17 protein-coding genes are annotated in these 20,061 nt (G+C 65.0%); 5 read left to right on the top strand and 12 right to left on the bottom strand.

Going from position 1 to position 20,061, the window contains the following annotated elements; all coding sequences use genetic code 11:
• Position 1 precedes the first annotated feature (1 nt).
• Both mfd and FDP28_RS13515 read left to right on the top strand, forming a co-directional pair.
• A complete protein-coding gene (gene mfd / locus FDP28_RS13510; RefSeq protein ID WP_144661955.1) occupies positions 2 to 3,634 on the top strand; it encodes a transcription-repair coupling factor in 3,633 nt (1,210 codons plus the stop codon).
• A gap of 4 nt (positions 3,635 to 3,638) precedes the next feature.
• Complete coding sequence (locus tag FDP28_RS13515; protein WP_144661956.1) at positions 3,639 to 4,433, top strand: metal-dependent hydrolase; 795 nt, start codon at positions 3,639 to 3,641, stop codon at positions 4,431 to 4,433.
• A 79-nt stretch (positions 4,434 to 4,512) separates the two neighbouring features.
• Here FDP28_RS13515 and FDP28_RS13520 read toward each other — a convergent pair whose 3' ends face one another.
• From FDP28_RS13520 to FDP28_RS13570, 11 genes are all read right to left on the bottom strand, one after another.
• Positions 4,513 to 4,740 (bottom strand): hypothetical protein, encoded by a 228-nt coding sequence (locus tag FDP28_RS13520; RefSeq protein WP_144661957.1) that lies wholly within the window; start codon positions 4,738 to 4,740, stop codon positions 4,513 to 4,515.
• A 53-nt stretch (positions 4,741 to 4,793) separates the two neighbouring features.
• Entirely contained in the window at positions 4,794 to 5,486 is a 693-nt protein-coding gene (gene deoC / locus FDP28_RS13525; RefSeq protein ID WP_144661958.1) for a deoxyribose-phosphate aldolase, read from the bottom strand.
• 147 nt (positions 5,487 to 5,633) lie between these two features.
• Positions 5,634 to 6,500: an FAD-dependent oxidoreductase gene (locus tag FDP28_RS13530; protein WP_144661959.1), complete on the bottom strand. Its 867-nt coding sequence runs from the start codon at positions 6,498 to 6,500 to the stop codon at positions 5,634 to 5,636.
• 160 nt (positions 6,501 to 6,660) lie between these two features.
• Positions 6,661 to 8,004: a patatin-like phospholipase family protein gene (locus FDP28_RS13535; protein WP_144661960.1), complete on the bottom strand. Its 1,344-nt coding sequence runs from the start codon at positions 8,002 to 8,004 to the stop codon at positions 6,661 to 6,663.
• A complete protein-coding gene (locus tag FDP28_RS13540) occupies positions 8,001 to 8,405 on the bottom strand; it encodes a hypothetical protein (protein WP_144661961.1) in 405 nt (134 codons plus the stop codon). Before FDP28_RS13540 ends, FDP28_RS13535 begins: the two co-directional genes overlap by 4 nt.
• Positions 8,402 to 8,884: a hypothetical protein gene (locus FDP28_RS13545; RefSeq protein ID WP_144661962.1), complete on the bottom strand. Its 483-nt coding sequence runs from the start codon at positions 8,882 to 8,884 to the stop codon at positions 8,402 to 8,404. Before FDP28_RS13545 ends, FDP28_RS13540 begins: the two co-directional genes overlap by 4 nt.
• Entirely contained in the window at positions 8,881 to 9,852 is a 972-nt protein-coding gene (locus tag FDP28_RS13550; RefSeq protein ID WP_144661963.1) for an acetoacetate decarboxylase family protein, read from the bottom strand. Before FDP28_RS13550 ends, FDP28_RS13545 begins: the two co-directional genes overlap by 4 nt.
• Positions 9,849 to 10,922: an alpha/beta hydrolase gene (locus tag FDP28_RS13555; RefSeq protein ID WP_144661964.1), complete on the bottom strand. Its 1,074-nt coding sequence runs from the start codon at positions 10,920 to 10,922 to the stop codon at positions 9,849 to 9,851. The genes FDP28_RS13550 and FDP28_RS13555 overlap by 4 nt, the downstream gene beginning before the upstream one ends.
• Positions 10,919 to 12,892 carry a hypothetical protein gene (locus FDP28_RS13560; RefSeq protein ID WP_260842470.1) on the bottom strand — a complete coding sequence of 658 codons (1,974 nt, stop codon included), beginning with the start codon at positions 12,890 to 12,892 and terminating at the stop codon, positions 10,919 to 10,921. Before FDP28_RS13560 ends, FDP28_RS13555 begins: the two co-directional genes overlap by 4 nt.
• Positions 12,889 to 15,543: a GMC oxidoreductase gene (locus FDP28_RS13565; protein ID WP_186313633.1), complete on the bottom strand. Its 2,655-nt coding sequence runs from the start codon at positions 15,541 to 15,543 to the stop codon at positions 12,889 to 12,891. The genes FDP28_RS13560 and FDP28_RS13565 overlap by 4 nt, the downstream gene beginning before the upstream one ends.
• Positions 15,544 to 15,693: 150 nt before the next feature.
• The gene (locus FDP28_RS13570) at positions 15,694 to 16,125 is read right to left on the bottom strand and encodes a hypothetical protein (protein WP_144661965.1); all 432 of its coding nucleotides are present in this window, start codon (positions 16,123 to 16,125) and stop codon (positions 15,694 to 15,696) included.
• 113 nt (positions 16,126 to 16,238) lie between these two features.
• On the opposite strand from FDP28_RS13570, the gene FDP28_RS13575 reads away from it, so the two are divergent.
• Complete coding sequence (locus FDP28_RS13575; RefSeq protein WP_144661966.1) at positions 16,239 to 16,832, top strand: dihydrofolate reductase family protein; 594 nt, start codon at positions 16,239 to 16,241, stop codon at positions 16,830 to 16,832.
• A gap of 171 nt (positions 16,833 to 17,003) precedes the next feature.
• Positions 17,004 to 17,435 (top strand): LexA family protein, encoded by a 432-nt coding sequence (locus FDP28_RS13580; RefSeq protein WP_144661967.1) that lies wholly within the window; start codon positions 17,004 to 17,006, stop codon positions 17,433 to 17,435.
• Here the strand turns inward: FDP28_RS13580 and FDP28_RS13585 are convergent.
• Complete coding sequence (locus FDP28_RS13585) at positions 17,432 to 18,442, bottom strand: LacI family DNA-binding transcriptional regulator (protein WP_144661968.1); 1,011 nt, start codon at positions 18,440 to 18,442, stop codon at positions 17,432 to 17,434. The genes FDP28_RS13580 and FDP28_RS13585 overlap by 4 nt on opposite strands.
• Positions 18,443 to 18,579: 137 nt before the next feature.
• Here FDP28_RS13585 and FDP28_RS13590 point away from each other — a divergent pair, with 137 nt between their 5' ends.
• A complete protein-coding gene (locus FDP28_RS13590; RefSeq protein WP_144661969.1) occupies positions 18,580 to 20,046 on the top strand; it encodes a sugar porter family MFS transporter in 1,467 nt (488 codons plus the stop codon).
• The last annotated feature ends 15 nt before the right edge of the window (positions 20,047 to 20,061 follow it).

A 20,061-nucleotide genomic window follows, 5' to 3' on the forward strand; every position in this document is an offset into this window, starting at 1 on the left:
CATGAGCCTCAACGGTCTGCGCCGCGCACTGGCGGAGGACAAGACGTTTGCGCGCGTTCGTACAGAGGCCCAGCGGCCCTTCAGCGACCGCAACACCGACTACCAGATCAGCGCCCCCACCGGCATGCGGGCCGTCCTGATCGCCGAAATGGCAGATGCCCTGGCCGATGCCGCTGCCGATGGTGGCGGCGCGCCGGTGGTCCTCGCTGTCACTGCCACGGGCAGGGAAGCCGAAGACCTCACAGCCGCCCTCGCCTCCTACCTCCCCGCGGATTCCGTTGCCGCTTTCCCCAGCTGGGAAACCCTTCCGCATGAGCGTCTCTCGCCGCGCTCGGACACTGTGGGCCGGCGGCTTTCGGTGCTGCGCCGCCTGACGCACCCGGAAACCTCGACGGCGGCCCCGTTGCGGGTGGTGGTGGCTCCCGTTCGCGCCGTGGTGCAGCCGATTGTGGCCGGGTTGGGCGACCTCGTTCCCGTGACGCTGCAGGTCGGGCAGGAGCGGTCCTTCAGCGAGGTCGTGCGCGCCTTGTCCGACGCCGCCTACGCCCGCGTGGACATGGTGACCCATCGTGGTGAATTCGCCGTCCGCGGTGGCATCCTTGACGTCTTCCCGCCCACCGAGGACCACCCCATCCGTGTGGAGTTCTTTGGCGACGAGGTAGACCAGATGCGCTGGTTCGCCGTTGCCGACCAGCGTTCCCTGACCGCGCCAGGGGTCCACCACCCCACGGAACTGCACGCCCCTCCGTGCCGCGAAATCCTCATCACTCCCTCCGTGATGTCCCGCGCCGCCAAGCTGAAGGCCGACATGCCGGCCGCAGCAGACATGCTGGAAAAGATCGCCGGTGGCATCGCTGTTGAGGGTATGGAATCCCTGGCCCCGGTGCTGGTGGATGCCATGGTTCCGTTCGTGGACCAGCTCCCGGCCGGTTCCCTCTCGGTGGTCATCGAGCCCGAAAAGGTACGCACCCGCGCGCACGACCTCGCGGCGACCAATGAAGAGTTCCTGGAAGCGGCCTGGTCAACAGCGTCCGACGGCGGTGCGGCGCCACTGGATCTGTCGTCCCAGGCTTCGACAGACCTGCATGCCGCCAGTTTCCGCTCGCTGACGGACACTCGCTCCGCCGCGTTGGAACACGGCGTTTCCTGGTGGTCCATCACCTCCCTTGCCTCGGACGAGGACCTGGTCCTGGACATTGATGTCCTCAACATGCGTGCCAGGGAACCGCGCGGCTACCAGGGCGACGTCGCTGAAATGCTCGAGTTCATCGGCTCCCGCGTCCGCGATCAGTGGCGCGTTGTAGTGGTGACCGATGGCCCTGGTCCCGCCCAGCGGCTGGCCGAGCTGTTCCATGACGCAGAGATTCCGTGTTCCCGCGTCGAGTCCCTGGATAACGAACCCCAGCCGGGCATCATTGAGGTGACCACTGCCGCCGTCGGCCGTGGCTTTGTCCTGGACGGACTCAAACTGGGGCTGTTGACGGAGGCGGACCTCCTGGGCCGCGCCTCGGCCAGTTCCACGAAGGACATGCGCCGCATGCCGTCCAAGCGACGGAACGCGGTGGATCCGCTCCAGCTGCACGCCGGGGACTTCGTGGTGCACGAGCAGCACGGCATCGGCCGGTTCGTGGAGCTCATCCAGCGCAAGGTGACCGGGACGTCGTCGTCCGATGCCGGACTGCGCGAGTACCTGGTGCTGGAGTACGCGCCGTCGAAGCGCGGCGCCCCTGGCGACCGTCTCTTCGTGCCCACGGACCAGCTGGACCAGGTGACCCGCTACGTGGGCGGTGACACTCCGGCCCTGAGCAAGATGGGCGGCGCGGACTGGGCCAGCACCAAGTCCAAGGCCCGCAAAGCTGTCAAGGAGATCGCCGGCGAACTGATTCGCCTGTACTCGGCCCGTATGGCATCCCGGGGGCACGCCTTCGCCCCGGATACTCCGTGGCAGCGCGAGTTGGAGGAGGCGTTCCCTTACGTGGAGACTCCTGACCAGTTGACCACCATCAACGAGGTCAAGGCGGACATGGAACGCGAGATCCCCATGGACCGGCTGGTGTCCGGTGACGTGGGCTACGGCAAGACCGAGATCGCCGTCCGCGCGGCGTTCAAGGCTGTCCAGGACGGCAAGCAGGTGGCAGTTCTGGTGCCCACCACGCTCTTGGCGCAGCAGCACTACGAGACGTTTACTGAACGTTTTTCGGGGTTCCCCCTCCGGGTGAGGCCCTTGTCCCGGTTCCAGACCGCCAAGGAAGCCAAGGAGACTGCCGAGGGCGTCAAGAGCGGTGCCGTGGACGTGGTGATCGGAACACACAGGCTGCTGTCCAAGGACTTTGAGTTCAAGGACCTTGGCCTGGTCATCGTGGACGAGGAACAGCGCTTCGGCGTCGAACACAAGGAAGCGCTCAAGAAGATGCGCACCAACGTCGATGTCCTGGCCATGAGTGCCACGCCGATCCCGCGAACCCTGGAAATGTCTCTCACGGGCATCCGGGAAACGTCCACGCTGGCCACACCGCCGGAAGAACGGCACCCGGTGCTGACGTACGTGGGCCCCTTCACCAACAAGCAGACCTCGGCAGCGATCCGCCGCGAGCTCATGCGCGAGGGCCAGGTGTTCTTCGTCCACAACCGCGTGTCCTCGATCGAGCGCATCGCCGCCCAGATCCGGGAGCTTGTCCCTGAAGCGCGGGTGGAGGTGGCGCACGGGCAGATGTCCGAGAGCCGCCTGGAGAAGATCATTGTGGACTTCTGGGAGAAGCGCTTCGACGTCCTGGTCTGCACCACCATCATCGAGACGGGCCTGGACATCTCCAACGCCAACACTTTGATCGTGGACGGAGCAGACAAGTACGGCCTCTCGCAGTTGCACCAGCTCCGTGGCCGTGTTGGCCGTGGCCGCGAACGTGCCTACGCCTACTTCCTTTACCCCTCGGAAAAGCCCCTGGGCGAGGTGGCTTTGGAGCGCCTCAAGGCAGTGGCAGCGCACAATGAGCTCGGTGCGGGCATGCAGCTGGCCATGAAGGACCTTGAAATCCGTGGTGCGGGCAACCTGCTGGGCGGAGAGCAGTCAGGCCATATCCAAGGCGTCGGCTTCGATCTTTACATCCGGCTGGTGGGCGAGGCCGTGGCCGAATATCGTGGCGAGGCGGAGGAGAAGGCCGCCGAAATGAAGATCGAGCTGCCCGTCAACGCCCACCTGCCGCACGACTACGTGCCGGGGGAGAGGCTGCGCCTGGAGGCCTATCGCAAGCTCGCAGCTGCGACCACCCACGAAGCGATCGACGAAGTCCTCGCCGAACTCGTGGACCGCTACGGTGAGCCGCCGCTCCCGGCCCAAAACCTCATTGCCGTGGCCCGCTTCCGGGTTGGTGCCCGCGAGGCCGGCCTGTCCGACGTCGCACTTCAAGGCAACTTCATCCGCTTCTCGCCGGCGCAACTGCCCGAATCCAAAACCATGCGCCTAAACCGCATGTACCCGGGTTCCCAGGTCAAGCCAGCCTTGGACGCCGTGTTGATTCCCAAGCCCAAGACCGCCAGGATCGGCGGACGGGACCTCCAGGATGCCGAGATCCTGCAGTGGGCCAACAACGTCATTGAAGCGATCTTCGCCGATGTGCCCGTGAAGGCAGGCTAAGCGAATGATGGGAGGACACCACGCCGCGTCGGGAGCCGCGGCGTGGATAGCCATTGCCTCAACCGGTCCCTACGCCTTGGGCTGGTACCCCCTGGATTCCACCGGAATCCTGATTGGCGCCATGGCGACGGCGGGAACTGCGCTCGTGTGCGACTGGGACCACCGGCACAGCACCATTGCGAACTCGTTGCCGCCGCTGTCCAATGTGATCGCGGTGGGGATCGAGAAGGCCAGCGGCGGGCACCGGCAGGGTACGCACTCGCTGCTGGGGGCCTCAGCGTTCGTGGTCCTCGCCGCGATGGCCGCGCAGTTCCAGATGATGACCCCGGTGGGCAAACTTTCCATCGGCGCGGGCCTGCTGTGCATGTTCATGATCAACCTGGCAGCCAAGGCGTTGAATCTGTTCCCGAAGTCCGGGTGGATCACCAACTGGCTCTTTGCCCTGGTCATGGCAGGTTTGGTGACCTGGTTTGCTCCTGACCAGTGGGGTTGGCTCCCGTTGTCCATGCTCACGGGCGTGGTGGTTCACATCGTGGGGGACATGATCACTGTGGGTGGCGTGCCCTTGTTGTGGCCGATCGTCATCAAGCCGCCGAAGTTCCTGCGGAAATCGCTGGTGAGTGGAATCTGGCGGGCGAACGGTGCCTTTTCCCTGCCGCTGCTGGGCCGCGCCGGATCCCGACGCGAATGGCTGGTGCTGATTCCCGTCAGCGGCTACGCGATGGTCGGTATGGGGGCCGCGGCCTGGACGCTGGCCCAACTGCACTGGCCGGCCTTCCTGGCGGCCCTGGCGCTTTAAAAGAGCAACGCGGGGTCACTTACGGCCCATCCCGAAGGGGATGATGGGCCGTAAGTGACCCCGCGTTGCTTTAAGGCTTCTAGTTCTCGCCGGCGGAGTCCGAGCGGCCGAGGATGGTCTGGGGGATCCAGAAGGCCAGGGCGAAGAGACCCAGGCACACGGCCATCGGCCACGGGTTGTCCAGGCTCAAGAAGGAGAGCGAGTAGATGGCACCCAGGAAGAGCACGATGATGACCAGGAACAAGACAATGCTCGTGCCGAGACTGTTTTCTTTTTCAATGGGGGCACTTGTGGTGTTCTTGGACATTCATTCCTCCTCGGCCCCGCGGGGCTCAAAAATCTCTGGCAGTTGCGGAAGCCTCAGTAGGCAGATGAACCCTGTTCACCTTTGACGATGGCAATTCCGGAACTCGCTCCGATACGTGTTGCACCAGCAGCAATCATAGCCTGTGCGTCGGCCAGGGACCGCACGCCGCCGGAGGCTTTGACGCCGAGCTCCGGACCTACCGTGTTGCGCATCAAGGCAACATCTTCCACCGTGGCGCCGCCACCGTTGAATCCGGTGGAGGTCTTGACGAAGTCTGCGCCGGCCTCAACGGCTGCTTCGCAGGCGATGACTTTTTGTTCGTCCGTGAGCATGGAGGTCTCAATGATGACTTTCAGGATGGCTTCGCCGGCGTGCACGGTTTCTGCCACGGCGCGGATGTCATCAACCAAAGCGCCCTTGTCATTGGCACGGGCCGAGGCCATATTGATCACCATGTCGATCTCGTTGGCGCCATCGAGCACGGCGCCGCGGGCCTCGAAGCTCTTGACGTCGGTCGGCGTTGCACCCAGCGGGAAGCCGATCACCGAACACGTCAGCACTCCCGAGCCCCGGAGGGCTTTGGCGACGGTTTTGACCCACACAGGGTTCACGCAAACGGACTTGAACCGGTACTCGACGGCCTCTGCGCATACTTTGAGGATGTCGGCCTCGCTGGCCTCCGGCTTCAAGAGTGTGTGGTCGATGTAGGAGGCGATATTTGCAGGGGCGACGGCTTCGTTGCTCAATGGAATCCTTCCGTGCAGGGCGTGGCCGGCCCGGTGGCCGCAGGGTTGTCACTGCCCGTCAAAGGACCATCTTGCCACACCGGCGCGGGTCTGCCCGGGCCTGCCCGGGGTGCTCAGGCAGGCCCGGGCAGACGTCGATTGGGCAGCTTAGGCAGCCATGGCGGTGGGGATCGCGCTTCCCGCCAAACCGAGGAGCATGCCCGATGCACACAGCATTGCCGAGGACTCAGCGGACAGCAGCAGGCCCAAGCGCAGGCCGTCACAGGACGCGGCATCACCGATCGCCCAGATGCCGGGGACCGAGGTGGCGAGGTCGCGCCCTACGGCGATTCCGCCGTCGAACGCTATCTGGAGTCCGGCGCTTTCGGCGAGGTCATTGCGTGCGGTGCGTTCCTCGGCCAGGACGACGAGGTCACCCTTCATGCTGCTGCCGTCCTCGAAGACAATGCCGGCTGCGGCCTGCGCCTGCCCGGATCCTGCCGGATCGGCGGCGACCACGGCTGTGGGGCGCAGGGTGGTCCGGACTGGACGGACGCCGCGGGCCCGGAGCACGGCTTCGGCCTGGCCCGCTGCTGGACCATTGCCGACGAGGATCCCCAGGGGACGGCGGCCGACTGAGCGGGTGACATCCTTGACTGCCTCACCGATGGAGGCGGCGTCGTCGATGGTGGAGTAGCTCAACACCGCGTCGGCGCCTTCGACGGGAGGCAGCGCGGGGGCCGATCCCGTGGCGATGACCAGTTGGTCGTAGCTGAAGTCCATGCCATCCACAGTGGTGACCACTTTGGCCTCTGCGTCAATGAAACTTGCGGCCTGGCCGAAGCGCACGGAGACCTGGGGCAGTTCCGCCAGTTCCAGGAGGGCATCGGGGCAATCGTCGCGGTTGCTGAGCACGGTGATGGTACCGGCGAAGGATTGTTGACGGTTGTCGGTCCTGCCCGCCAGCCGCCGCACCAGTGCCTGGGCTGCGGGGCCGGCGCCGGCGATGACGATGTGAAGGGAAGTGGAGGACATGGTGGGCCCTTTCGCTGATGACCTGTTTGGTGCTGTTGATCATCAGCGTAGGGGGCCGGTTTTTCGCGGGTGTTTCGCCGCTGTTGCCATCATTGGCGTGTTCGTAGCGTGCTGTTTACCGGCCGGTAATAACGTGCGTCACATCCTTGTGCATGCGCCGTCAGTACCGCCGCAAAAGCTCGCGGAATCCGTTGGTGGTGAAGCGGGCGACCACCTGTGCGCGCGCCCTCACACCGTGGGCGCCGACGGGTTCCACGGATGCCAGAAGGCCCGCCACATCGCCCAGGCCCATGGTGAGTTCCACCACGTGCCCGCCCATCTCCAGCCGGGCAGTCCGGATGTCCGTCCACGCATCGGGACCCGGGTCGTCATGCAGGCTGCGGGTGAGGGCTACCTCCTGCCAGCTGCCGTCCAGCCGCACCCGGGCGCGGTAGGTGAGGTCCTCGCCGTTCACTTCAACCCGGCCATCGGCCAGGAAAGCACGGCCGGATTGTGGGTGGTCAAGGTAGCCGCTCAGCTGCGGTGGTGCGCCCCCGGGTTCCGAGGGGACGACGACGGCGGCCCGGAACTTCAGCGGTTGACCGTCGAGTTCGCCATGCAAGACGTCGTTGAAACGGACACCCGGCGCGGGTTCGGTCATCGCGGTGCAGCGGGCATCCTTTGCGAGACCGTCCGGGTCCATCGCGTCGAGGTACGCCCGGGCATCGCGGTACCCCATGCCGATCAGTGTGTCGGCGTCGATCCGTCCCAGGTAGAACTCGGGATCCAGCGGCAAGGGATGCTCGGGCCGGATCACATGCAGCACGAACTCACGGCCCGCGGCGGCCGCAGCGTCAAAGTCGGCCAGAAGGGCACCCATGGCACTCATCTCGATCATGTGTACGTATTGCTCCAGCGGCCCGTCGCCCCAGTACGGGGAATTGCCGACGCACCAGATCAGCCAGACTTCCCCTGCACCCCGACGCAAAGCCTCTCCCACGTTCGCGTCCCGGATCCATACGGCGTCGGTCCAGATCTTGCCGTCCCGGCGGAGCGGCTTGAGGAAAATGGGCAAGGACATTCCCGCCGCCATCAGTTCGGCGTCAATGGCGGCAGCGTCAATCGCGTGGCACTGTTTCGAGGTGAACTCCACCACGTTGAAGGAACCTTCGACGGCGTCCGGCCCAGCGGCGCGGTCACGGATGGTTCCTGCGCTGATGCCCAGGGCGGGGAAAATCTTGTCCAGGATGCCGTCGGCGTCGCCCAGAGCGGGCAGCGCCCAGGGCCCCTTGACGTAGTCGCCGAAGGGCAGGGCCGAGCTGAAGTCCTTGACGTCCACGGCGGACCAGCGTCGGCACATGTCGTCCGCGGAAACCCCGGAGAGCATCATCCCGGCTGTCAGGATGCCGCCGGAGGTGCCGTCGATGTGCTGGAAGTCCAGACCTTCCTCGGCGAGCGCCTTGACCACCCCTGCCTGCCACGCCACCCGCATGCCGCCACCGGCGAGGACCAAGGAGCGTTTCATCGTCCGGCCAGCCCCGGGGCAGTTGCCGGGATACGGATCCTGCGCCAGTAGATGAACAGGAGGACCGCTGTCGCGAGGTCGAAGAAGGCGACCCCCAGCGCAATCGGGGCGAAGACTCCGTTCAGCACCCCGATGCCTACCGCCCCGAAGGCCCCGGCTTTCTGGAGCGTGGACCAGAGAACCACCAGAGGGGAGGGAGCACCGCTGAGCAAGCTGTGGAGGAGCAGTCCGCCGACGATCACCATGAACATGCCCACTGTGCCGAAGAGTTGGCGGCTGGTGGCGGTGTCCTCTGCGCCCAGCAGGCGGAGGATGGGCCCTCCGAAGGGCACTTGGACCGCGCCGCTGAGGACGGTGATGCCGGCGATGACCGTGAGGACCGCGCGAAGGGGATCATTCATGCGAAGGACTCCAGGAGGCGGCCGCGGTCAACGAGGAGCCACACCATCGACGCCCAGGTCAGGGTGGAGACATAGAAGCGGATGTCGTTGAGCAGCATCCACCGTTGAAGCAGCCACCGGAGTTCGGCGTCGTCGGCGAAGTCGCCGCCCCGGATCCGCACGTTGATGGGGATGATGAGGCCTTGCCCCACGACGGTCAGCGTAATGATCCCCACCAGGCAGATGATGGCGAAAATGACCCGGACCGTACCCCATTCGGACCAGACAAGGATGCCTCCGGAGATGAACATGATGGGTACCACGATGGTGAAGAACTTGGTGGCGGCCCGGGTGGGGATGCCAAAGTGCATGTCCACGTTGTCTCGGGCCAGTGAACGCCAGGTGGGGTAGAGGAAGAACTTGAGGACCCACATGGTGCCGACGTACATGGTGGCGCCGAAGAGGAAATAGAGGGCATTGACCAGCAGGAGCCAGTTCATCTCGCGTCTCCGCCTGGTTCCAGGCCCGGCACGGCCCCTGGCACCCGGCTTCGGTCCGGGGGAGCCAACCACTCCTGTCCTTGCCCGAGGTCGGTGACACTGTCCAGCATGTCGCCACCGCGAAGCGCTACTGCCTCCAGCTGGGTGGGGGCAGTGAGGAACCATGCTTCGTAGTGGTCATCCAGGACGCCGTGCGCTTGCGGCAGCCAGGCGGTGAAGACCGGTTTGTTTTCGACCTGCAGTGCTTTCAAAGGCTCGACGCCGGGCACGTCACCCAGGATGAGGCGCGCCTTGGCTTGTGCTCCAAAGGCGATGTCTCCTGTGGCCTCGAAGTAGATGTCGGATTTCCACAGCATGTTCCGGAAAGCGCAGTAGTTGGATGCGGCCAGTTTCAGGGGCAGTCCCAGGGGCTCGGGCCGCTCAATTTCGATGTAGCAGCCCAGTTGGCCGTCTTGGTCGTACTGTGCGGACACGGTGGAGTCGGTGACCACGAAGTCCAGGTTGGCCTGGTGTTTGGGCATGCCCCAGATCCCCTTGCCGCCTTTGACGGAGATTTCCGTGCTGACGGGCAGGTCCACCACGAACTGTCCCAGCTTGAAGGTCTTCTGGAACAGCAACGGCAGCAGGGGCGGGGCAGGCCTGCTGCCATGGGTGATGGCGATGGCCAGGGAGTACTCGATGTATTTGCCGATGTCCGTGGACTTGTAGTTGACCACGGTCACGACCAGCAGGCCCTTGCCGCCGAGGCTGAAGGGCCTCATTTCAGCGCCGGGCAGGACCGCTGCGGCCGCGCGTTTGTTGATGGGGAAGGCCGCCATCAACACCGGGGAATCGTCGGAGTTGACCGGCATGACGTACTTGATTCCGTCGGCAAAGGCATGCTGGCCACGGAGCTGTTCCTGCCGTCGGGGAACCGGTGAGGGCATGAGCTTGAGCAGGGGAGTGAGAAGTTGGGTGAGGTTCTTCATGGCGTTGGCTCCTGGTGTGTGCCCCTCTGTTGGGTTCCGTTCAGCTCCTGGACGATGACAGGGAACGTGTCTTGCCAGGCACGCTCGCCAAAGAAGACATCAAGGTGTCCGTAGCCCGGGATGAGATGGAGGGAGTCTTTGCCGGGGCGGTGTTTTTGGAAGAAGTCGTAACTGCGTTGCTGGCTCTCCGGGAGGAAGCAGCGGTTGTCCAGGCCCGCGATGAAGGCGAAGCGGGCGTCCGTTTGCGGAGCTTCCGCCACGAGGTTCGCCGGGAGTTCCGGGTGGTTTCCGGCGGCCACCATGTGCCCGGCCTTGATGCTTCGGCCCATTTCTTCGAAGAATGTCACCGGCACCTCCGCGAACTCGCCGCTGAGCCACTGGTGCGTGGCGTCGTCGAGGTTTTCGTGCGACCAGAGGGCGGGACGGCCGCTGCCGTAGGTGAAACTGACCATCTTGCAGACGGTGTTTTCGCACTCGTGGTGGGTGGCTTTGACCAGGCCGCGGATGGCCCGGGTGAAGTAGCCCTGCGATTTGTAGCCCCAAGCGGGCGACAGATACGGGGTGAAGACTTTCACCACAGGTGTCAGGTAGTCGATCTTCAGGCGGGAGAAGGCCGGCACCACCGGGTGGAGCGAAACCGCGTTGGAGACAATCGTGTCCACGTGCGGCAACAGCCCGGCGACGGCGGCCATGGTGAACGATGTTGACCCCTGGCAGTGGATCACAGCCTTCATCGTTTCCGCCCCAGTAGCCTTCAGGACATGCTCGACGGCGGCCGGATGGTCATTTACGGCGGCGTCGGCAAGGGTCCAGGACAGGGGGTCGAGGTCGATGGAGGCCCGCCAATTGAGCATCCACACGTCCCAGCCGTCTTCCAGGAGGACATCGACCAGCGTGGTCCGGATCGGTGGCCTGAAGAGCTCGGCACGGACCCCGGAACCGTGGACAAGCAGCACGGGGCCTTTGGTGGTTTCCGCCGGTGAGGTCACGTGGACCAGGCTCAGTGGAGTGTTGTCCCGGGCACGGAACGGGATCACCTCCGTCCGGTGCTCGGCACGGGTAATGATCATGGTGGGCTTCCCTCCTGTGCATTGCCGATGGCCTGTGTATTGCTGACGGGCTGTGCATTGCTGACTGCCTGTGCGATGGTGACGGGATTTTCAAGCAGCCGCACGGCAGGCAAGCCGGCCTCGGGAACCAGCCGCGCGCCGTCGTCGTTCCTCTCCAGCCGCCAGTCGCGGCAGATGGTGTCCACCGCCAGGGGGTAGACGGTCAGCGAGCCGTCCGCGGCGAGGTGGAGGCGGAGGAAGCCTTTGTGGTCCTCAATGGCCTGGCCGGACATCTTCCACGTGGACACTTCGCCGCTGGGCGTCGCCAGGATGAACAGCGCGAACGCCTCACTTCCCAGCACCCAACCGCCCACGTACACCAGGGCCAGTGCCAGCAGCACCACCAGGAAGTCCGGCCAGGTACCGGGCCAGGGAAGCAGGATCACGACGGCGGCACTCACCGCGAGCGCGGACAGCTGGCAGAGCGCTCCCCGGGCAAAGACGATGATCCCGGCAGTGGTCAGATGCAGGATATGCGCTGCAAAGGTGGTCACCGTCAGAAGCACCGGGATGGCGAGAACCACGGCGGACACAAGGAGCGCGGTGTTGCCGTGCGTGAGCCCACGCAGGCTCTCCATGAAGGAAGCGCCGCTGAAGGCGCTGAACACGGTCCAGACGGTCAGGGCGGCAACAACGTGCACCACGCCCATGGTGAGGCCGAAGCCCGGGTTGCGCACCGGTAGCCAGGCCGGGGTGAACGGATTGGCCAGTCGCGGGCCCAGGAGGTGTGAGTCGGCTCGGTCGGGATAAATGGTGGGGGTTCGCGTGAAATGGCGGGTGGGCGGCTGCTGGTTGCCTGGGGGTGGGGCGCTGGTCGACCCTCCCGGACCGGCGGGGGCGGGAAGGTGGAGCTCCTCCGGCAGCCAGTGGGCGTCCGACAAATACGCGCCACCGAGTCCGCATGTCATGAGCTGGGTCTTGGCGTGTAGGCCCGGAGAGTCATCTTCATAGCGTGAATAGTGGTGGAGATCGCCGGTGAGCCAGAGTCGGACACTGGCCCCTGTTGCTTCAAACAACTGTGTTTCCGGGTTGAAGCGGCGGTGCAGGTAGTCCTGCTCAAAAAAGCCGGCTTGCCGGAAGCCTGCGCTCCCTTTGACCCAGAAGGGCGCCGCGACGCACAGCATGATCGCGTCCCCGGGCTGCAATTGGGAGGTGACGTTCCGGTAGAAGTACTCAAGTTGCGGCTCGTCGATGTACTGGCCCAGTTGGCTGTCCAGGCCCAGCAGCCACCACCCCGGGGTGCCGCGATGGCCCGGCCGGGGAGCGTCGCCCGTGAGCCGCAGGGCGAAGTAGCTGCGCGTCTGGATGGTCCGCCATCTGCCGATGCTCCGGTTCCGCGTGAAGATCCGGATGAACGACGTCAGGCCGTCATACCAGTCGTGGTTGCCGGGCAGGGCCACCATGATCGGCGCTTCGGTGAGTGGCCCGTGTGCAGGCAACGCCATCCGGTAGGGCCCCACCATCCGGTCCTCATATCCGGCCGGGGACGCCACGGGGTACACCTCGTCGCCACCGAGGACCAGGATATGGCCCCTGGGAAGATCGAAACCTCCAACACTGAGCACGTCCTGCGCCAGCAGGGAGGCAACCGTGTAGGTGGCATCGAAGCCGTCCCCAAGGTCGGCCGTGAAATCGAGCCACAGTTCGGATGGTCTTTCCGCGCCCCTTTCAAGATCAGCGGGGGCCGGCAGGCCGCGCGCGATGACCGCAGGCTGCGCGGGTTGGCCAGGAGCGGGCAGATTGTCCAGGCTCAGCTGATCGGCGGGGAAACTGCCCTCCAACTCGCGTTTGTCACCGAAATCGGCGAACACTGTGGCGGCCATGACTTTCAGCGCAGTGCGCGCCAACGACTTCGGCGCGAGCCACCGTACCGCCGTTCGGGGCGTGAAACCCAGGACCGCGCGGAGCTGGGCGAGCTCCCGGCTCTTCATCGCTTCGGCTTAAGGGGGAACGGCACGCGCCTGGGTACCCGACCATAGACCCGCCACAGCTCGCCGCCAAACAACGTCCCGAACGTCAGCAGGCCCGCAGCGGGAGCAGGCCCCGCTGCCCGGAAGGTGGTCAGCTGCTTGGCGAAGTCCAGTGGGCGGATGAACATGATCCCCGCGCCGACGACGCCTTCCCGGGTGCCTCCCACCTCGATGTCCGGTGGGACGTGGCCCTGCAGAATCGTTGCGTACAGCGTAGTGGTATCGGGCCAGAGGTCCAGGCCCGCCTCATTGTGGATGAGCTTGTGTCCGGCGAAAGTGAAGGGCGTTCCGCCCGGGTCCCGCAACCACAACCGGTACAGCATGCGCCTGGCCGGCCTGCCGTCGTCGGAACTATCTTCCACGAACAGGTTGAACCAGCCACGTTCCACGGGCTGCCGGCCCCCGAAGTAGTCCGCCAGTACGTAGCCCTCCGCCTTGGCCGGGTGCCGGGGATCAGCGGCGAACGCGTCAATGTCCTCCGCGGTAATGGTCAGTTCGAACATGATCTTCCGGGACCTGTCCCTGCCCAGGCTCCTGCCCTTCTCCGGATCGGTGACGCCCGGGCTGAACCAACCGTGCATCTGCTCGGTGAAGCGGACCGAGGTAGCTTCCTTTGCCGCCCTGCCTGGCATTTGCAGGCCACGCGTACCCGGCGACTGCGCCTGTGCCCGGGCAGGGGCGCTCGCAGGCTGTTCGGGCCGCGCCGCCTTGCCTTTGGTGGCATCAGGCGCCAAGGACCGCGGTGCCATACTGCCGACGTCGACGACGGCGCCAGCCGCCTCCCGCTCGATTGTGTCCTGGGCCGCGGCCGCGTCGCCGGGGCTGATGCCGCGGTGTCGGGCCTTGGTGCCCGCTTCGACGATGTGGGCGCTGGCCCGTTCGGCGAAAGCGGCGATGGTCAGTGACGGGTTGGCGCCAACCGGTCCAGGCATCGCAGCACCATCGACCACGAACAAACCGGGGTAGCCAAAGACTTCCCCGTACGAATCACACACGGCCTCGGCGGGGTGCCTTCCGGCAGGTGCCCCACCGATCGGATGGACGGTGATCACGCGTTTTGCCCACCAGAGCGGATTGTCGATGAAGTCGCCGTCCAGGTCCTTCGCGATCTCCGACATTGTCTGCCGGACCCGGCCGAAGTACTCGGTGGATGTTGCCATGGTCCAGGCGATGGCGAGCCTGCCGTCGCGGAGTGTCATGACGCCGTCGGGTATGTCCCGGCCCATACCCAGCAAGGGCACCGAACTGGCCGATAACCGCCCGTCACCCAACGCAGCGGCGAGGTCCGCCGAGACGTTGGACCGGCCGGCGTCGAACAGCCTGTCTTTGAAGAGCTGGCCCGCCACTTTGGCTGTGCGCTTGACGGCGGTCTTCAGCCGGGCCGTTTCGATCAGCCAGTTCATGAAGGCCGGATACCCGGCGTCCTCCACGTAGTAGCCGCGGCCGTCGCCGTCGTCGTCGTTCGAATCCGGGACCCTGACTGCGGTGGTGATGACCGGTCCCTTGCTGCCGGTGAGGGTGCGGACGCCGGGGCGGGAGCCGTTGGAAGCGGGTGTCTTGGCGTCCATGATGAACGTCAGGAGGTCGCCGTTGCCGCTGAACCGGGTACCGAGGGCGTCGCTGAGGGCCGGGAGGGAGCCATGGTTGCGGAGCAGGAGGAAATTGGTCCCGAACGTCCCCGCACCCAGGATGAGCCGGCGACAGTGGATGATGCGCTCGGTGAGCAGCCCGCCCTGGTTATCGGGGTGGTGGATGACGTAGCGGACCTCGTAGCCACCGCCTTCCGTGCCGGGAGCCAGAGGGCGGATGCCCCGGACATCGTGGAAGGTGCGGATGTCAGCGCCCTTGAAGGCCGCCGCTGACAGGTAGTTGTGGTCAAGGGTGTTCTTGGCGCCGGCGTTGCAGCCGATGTCGCATTCACCGCTCAGGGTGCAAGTAGTCCGCACAGTGCTGGGGCCGTGGATGCTGCTGTAGTGGGGGAGAGGCAGTGCTTGGTTGGTGCGGGGTGCTGCGCCCGGGCCGCTGGAGAAGGTGACGGCGATGGGAGGGCGGGTGATGGAAAGGCCCAGGTTTGCCGCTGTCTTCTCCATGGCCATGGTCTTGGCTGTGTCCTGGTACGGGTAGGGGACGGGCTGCAGCATCGCTTCAGCGGCGTCGTAGAAGGGATCGAGGTCGGCCCTGGTAAACGGCCAATTCTCGTAACCGCCTCCCGGGACCGGGGACTCGTTGACGAACCACTTCTCGTCCTTGCGCAGGAGCACGTTGGCGTAGATGAGCGAACCCCCTCCGAGTCCGCTTGAGACCAGCCCCTCGGTCCCGCGGAAGGTCCACGCATCGAACAGGCCGTACAAGCCGCGGTCCGGGTCCCAGAAGTTCTTGCCCATCTCCGACGGCGTTCGGGCAAAACTCCCGGGCGGGTACGGTTTACCGCGTTCCATCAACACCACGGACTGGCCGGCTTCGGCGAGCCGCAAGGCCGCTACCGAGCCGCCAAAACCCGATCCCACAACCACCGCATCCACCTTCTCGATGCTGTGCGGGCTGTGGCGTCGTGGATCATCAGCGGATTCAGGACCCGCATCCCCACTGTTCCCGGTCCCCAGACGACCCATGGCCGTTCCTCTCAGAGGAGAGCTGACTACATGGCAGCGGCAGAGGGCGCCGGCGTGGCCGGGCGTTGCCTCCGCGGACTATGGGCCTTATGTTCCCACCGGGCAGTGGATCTGTAAATGAGGTGGACTAATGCTGTTATTGCCCGGCTGTCAAAGGATCCGCGCGTAGACCATGTCGAAGTCGTGCTCCAGCGGTCCGCCCGGGTACGTTCCGCGCTCCAGACGGGCGGTGATCGTGTTCCGGTCTTCGCTGAACCGGCCTACGAACCGTTGCGGCCAGTCGGGTCCGTCCCTGAAGAGCGTCCACACGTCGTCCTTCAGTGTCATGTCGTAGATCCGGGCGACGCCGCGGGAGTCGAAGTAGTGCTGCTGGAAGGCCCCGTCAGAGCCGGTGGTGCCGATGATGCTGACGGCGTTGGGATACTCCGGCCGTTGGACTGTGGAGCGCTGGATCAGGAAACCGCCACCTTCCAGCCACTCGAAGCTGGTCCGGCCGTATGTTTGTGCCGTGGGAATGGTGGTCTCCCAGACGCCAACAAGGACGTTGAGCTGCTCCAGCGCAGGTTCAGGATTCCGTGCCATGACCGCCTTCTTTTTCGTGCGTGCCGACAGCTTCAGGGTAGAACCAGCCGGGTCCGCCGCATAGGGTGTGCCGGGTCTGGTCGTGCTGCCTGGCCCAATGGCAGGATGGGCCCATGACCCTCGTTACGTGTGATCTCACTGTGTCCCTTGACGGCTACGTTGCCGGTCCGCACCAGAGCCGGGAGCAACCGCTCGGTGAAGGCGGAGAAAAGCTGCACCGGTGGCAGTTCAAAGAACGCGACATCAACGCGGCCGAGGTGGCCGGGATTCTCGAAGCCGGTGCGTACATCATGGGCCGAAACATGTTCGCCGGGCCGGGGGAAGGGCTCTGGGAGAAGGAATGGCGCGGCTGGTGGGGTGAAGAACCGCCTTACCATGCCCCGGTTTTCGTGCTGACCTCCCACGAGCATGAGCCCCTGGTGATGGACGGCGGCACCACGTTCCACTTCGTCAATGACGACATCGAGTCGGTGCTCGCACGCGCCAAGGACGCTGCGGGTGGGAAGAACGTTGCCATAGCCGGAGGTGCTTCGACAGCCAGGCAGTTCCTGTCAGCCGGACTGATCGATGAGCTGCGCCTCCACGTCGCGCCGGTGGTCCTGGGCGGCGGCGAGCGCTTGCTGGATGGGGTGGGGGAGTTGAAGCTGGAGCCCCTGGAGGTCCGGGGAACCAGCCTGGTCTCGCACCTGCGGTACAAGGTGGGCTAGGGGCTGCCAGCCGGCGCTGGGGGAACGCCGAGTTCGCGGGAAAGCTGCCAATTCGCCGGAAGCTTCCCTGCGAGCTCGCACCGTTCCCGCGAACTCGCCGGGAACCGCGCGGAATGTCCGCCGATCGCTGTACACTCGAGTATCGAACATATATTCGAATAAAGGTGTGTTGTGGGCGTGATAGTCGGCCCCCGCGTGATAGATGCGGGCTTTTCCTTGATGTCGGTGCTGCTGGCTCCCGTGGCTGTGGCGGCGGGGTATCCCTCGCCGGCGCAGGATTACTTCGATGGCAGGATTGACCTCAATGAGCACCTGATCAAGGACGTCACCAGCACTTTCGTCGTGCGGGTCACCGGCCAGTCCATGGAAGCTGCCGGGATCAGCGACGGCGACGAGTTGATCGTCAACCGGGCGTTGGAACCCAAGGACGGGTCCGTCGTCGTCGCTGTTTTGGACGGTGAGCTGACCATCAAAAGGTTGCGTATCACCCCGACGGGCGTGGTGCTGCAGGCGGACAACCCCGCCTTTCCGGACATCAAGGTAGCGGCGTTATCGGAACTGACCATCTGGGGCGTAGCGACGACATGCCTCCACCATGTCTAGGCCGCCGGTGGTGCCGTCGAACTGCGGATGACCAGTTCCGGCGTCAGTTTCCGGTCCGCGACAGGAGCATCCGGATTCTTGAGCCGTTCAAGAGCAATCATGCCCGCGGCCTGGCCCAGGGTGACCGCGTGGAGGTTGACCGTGGTGAGGCCGATGCCGTGCAGCTTGGCGATCCTCGAATTGTCATAGCCCACCAGCGACAGGTCCTCCGGGATGGACAGTCCCAGGGCGTGGGCGGCCTCGCGGGCGCCCAGGGCCAGTTGGTCGTTGTGGGTGAAGATCGCCGTAGGTCGGTCCGCTTGTGCCAGAAGGGCGGTGGCGGCCCGCTGCCCGGCTTCCTGGGTGAAGTCTTCGGCCGCAAGCGTCAGGGGCTTCAGCCCGGCGTCGTGCATGGTCTTTTGGTAACTGCGACGCCGGACGGTGTGTCCGTCATAATCGGGTCCGGCAATGTGGGCGATGCGCCGGTGCCCGAGGCCGAGGAGGTGCTCCGTGGCCGCCCGCGCACCCACGACATCGTCCGAGTACACGCTGTCAACGCCCGGTACCGGCCGGGTGACGCTGACCAGCGGCACGATCTGCGCCAACTCCTGCACTTGCTCGTCCGGATCCAGCAGCGTCGCAGCGATGATGATCCCCGCCCGGGCCTCTATGAGGGACTCCAGCGCGCCCCGGTCAACGCCGTCCACGGACCGGGATACGCTCAGGATGAGCCGGTTCCCTTCCTGCGGAAGGGCCATGCGCACGCCGCTGAGGATGTCGGCGTAGACCTCGTTGCGGATATCCATCAAGTAAAGCCCGACGGCGGAACGGTGCTTGCGTGCCAGGTCGGCGGCGGCCGCGTTGGGTCGGTATCCCAGACGCTTGGCGGCGTCGAAGATGGCTTCCTTGGTTTCGCCGCTGACTCCTGGTGCTCCCCGGAAGGCGAATGACACCAGCGTTCTGGAGACACCCACTTCGCGGGCTACATCACTTTGCGTTGCGGGTCGGTGTGGGCGGTCGGCGGCCATGCCCTCCATCCTCCCATGTCACAGAAAGGACAAAATGAGGTGTTTGTTAGTTTGACCTTACATTTAAGCCTTTCGCGCGTTACTCTGGTTCCAGAGCGGTTATTTATGATCCGCAACACACTGACAAAGGAGTCCTGATGTCTGCAACGCAATTGCAGCGGGAAGGTGCCCCCGGGGCCGCCCTTCCTCCGCTGACCAACGGTCCGCACCGGAAGCGCCTTGGCCTTGTAGCTTTGGTTGCCACGTTCGGCGGGCTGTTGTTCGGCTATGACACTGGTGTCATCAACGGCGCCCTGCGGCCCATGACAGCCGACCTTGGGCTGACACCCCTGACGGAGGGGATCGTCACCAGCTCACTGCTGTTCGGCGCAGCGGCCGGGGCCGTGGGCGGTGGACGCCTGTCGGATTCCTGGGGCCGCCGGAAATCCATCCTCCTGCTCGCGGTGCTCTTCCTGGCTGGAACCATCGCCTGCGTCTTCGCGCCGAATTTTGAAGTCATGGTCCTGGGGCGCGTCATTCTGGGCCTGGCTGTCGGCGGAGCGTCCACTGTGGTGCCCGTCTTCCTGGCCGAGCTGGCGCCCTACGAGATCCGTGGTTCGCTGGCCGGGCGCAACGAGCTCATGATTGTCATCGGCCAGCTCGCTGCCTTCGTGGTCAACGCCATCATCGGCAACATCTGGGGAGAGTTCGGGGGAGTGTGGCGCGTCATGCTGGCAGTCGCCGCGCTGCCTGCCATCGCACTGTTCTTCGGCATGCTCCGGATGCCCGAATCTCCTCGCTGGCTGATTTCCAAGGGACGCTGGGAAGAGGCCTTGGCAGTCCTCAAGACCATCCGCTCGGTGGAGCGTGCCGAGGCTGAAATGGCGGACATCAAGCACCTCGCCGACGAGGAGCGGGCTTCCAAGGCAACCTCCTGGGGTGCACTGAAAGACAAATGGATTCTTCGCATCATCATGGTCGGCATTGGCCTCGGGGTGGCCCAGCAGCTGACGGGCATCAATTCGATCATGTACTACGGTCAGTCCGTGCTGGTCGAGGCCGGATTCGACTCCAATGCGGCGCTCATCGCCAATATCGCTCCCGGGGTGATCGCGGTCGTTGGGGGCGTGATCGCTTTGACCTTGATGCAGCGCGTCAACCGCCGAACCACACTGCTCCTGGGCTTCACGCTGACCACTGCGTGCCACTTCCTTATTGGCATCGCTTCAATCCTGCTTCCTGTGGGAAATGCGGCCCGACCGTTCGTGATCCTGTTCCTGGTGGTGGCCTTCGTCGGCTCGATGCAGACGTTCCTGAACATCGCCGTGTGGGTGATGCTGTCCGAAATCTTCCCGCTGCACGTTCGCGGTTTCGCCATCGGCCTTTCGGTGTTCTGCCTCTGGATTGCCAACGCGCTGCTGGGCCTGTTCTTCCCCACCTTGGTCGCCGGCGTGGGCATCACAGGGACGTTCTTCCTGTTCGGTGTTGTGGGTATCGCGGCGCTCGTCTTCATCTACACCCAGGTCCCGGAGACCCGCGGGCGCACGCTGGAAGCGCTCGAAGAAGACGTCAGCACCGGCGCCATCTATTTGGTGCACCGCAAGGATTCCTCTGCACGCTCCTAGCTGCGTATCTGCTTC

The organism is Paenarthrobacter nicotinovorans (assembly GCF_007670255.1).
GTDB classification, from domain to species: Bacteria; Actinomycetota; Actinomycetes; order Actinomycetales; family Micrococcaceae; genus Arthrobacter; species Arthrobacter nicotinovorans_B.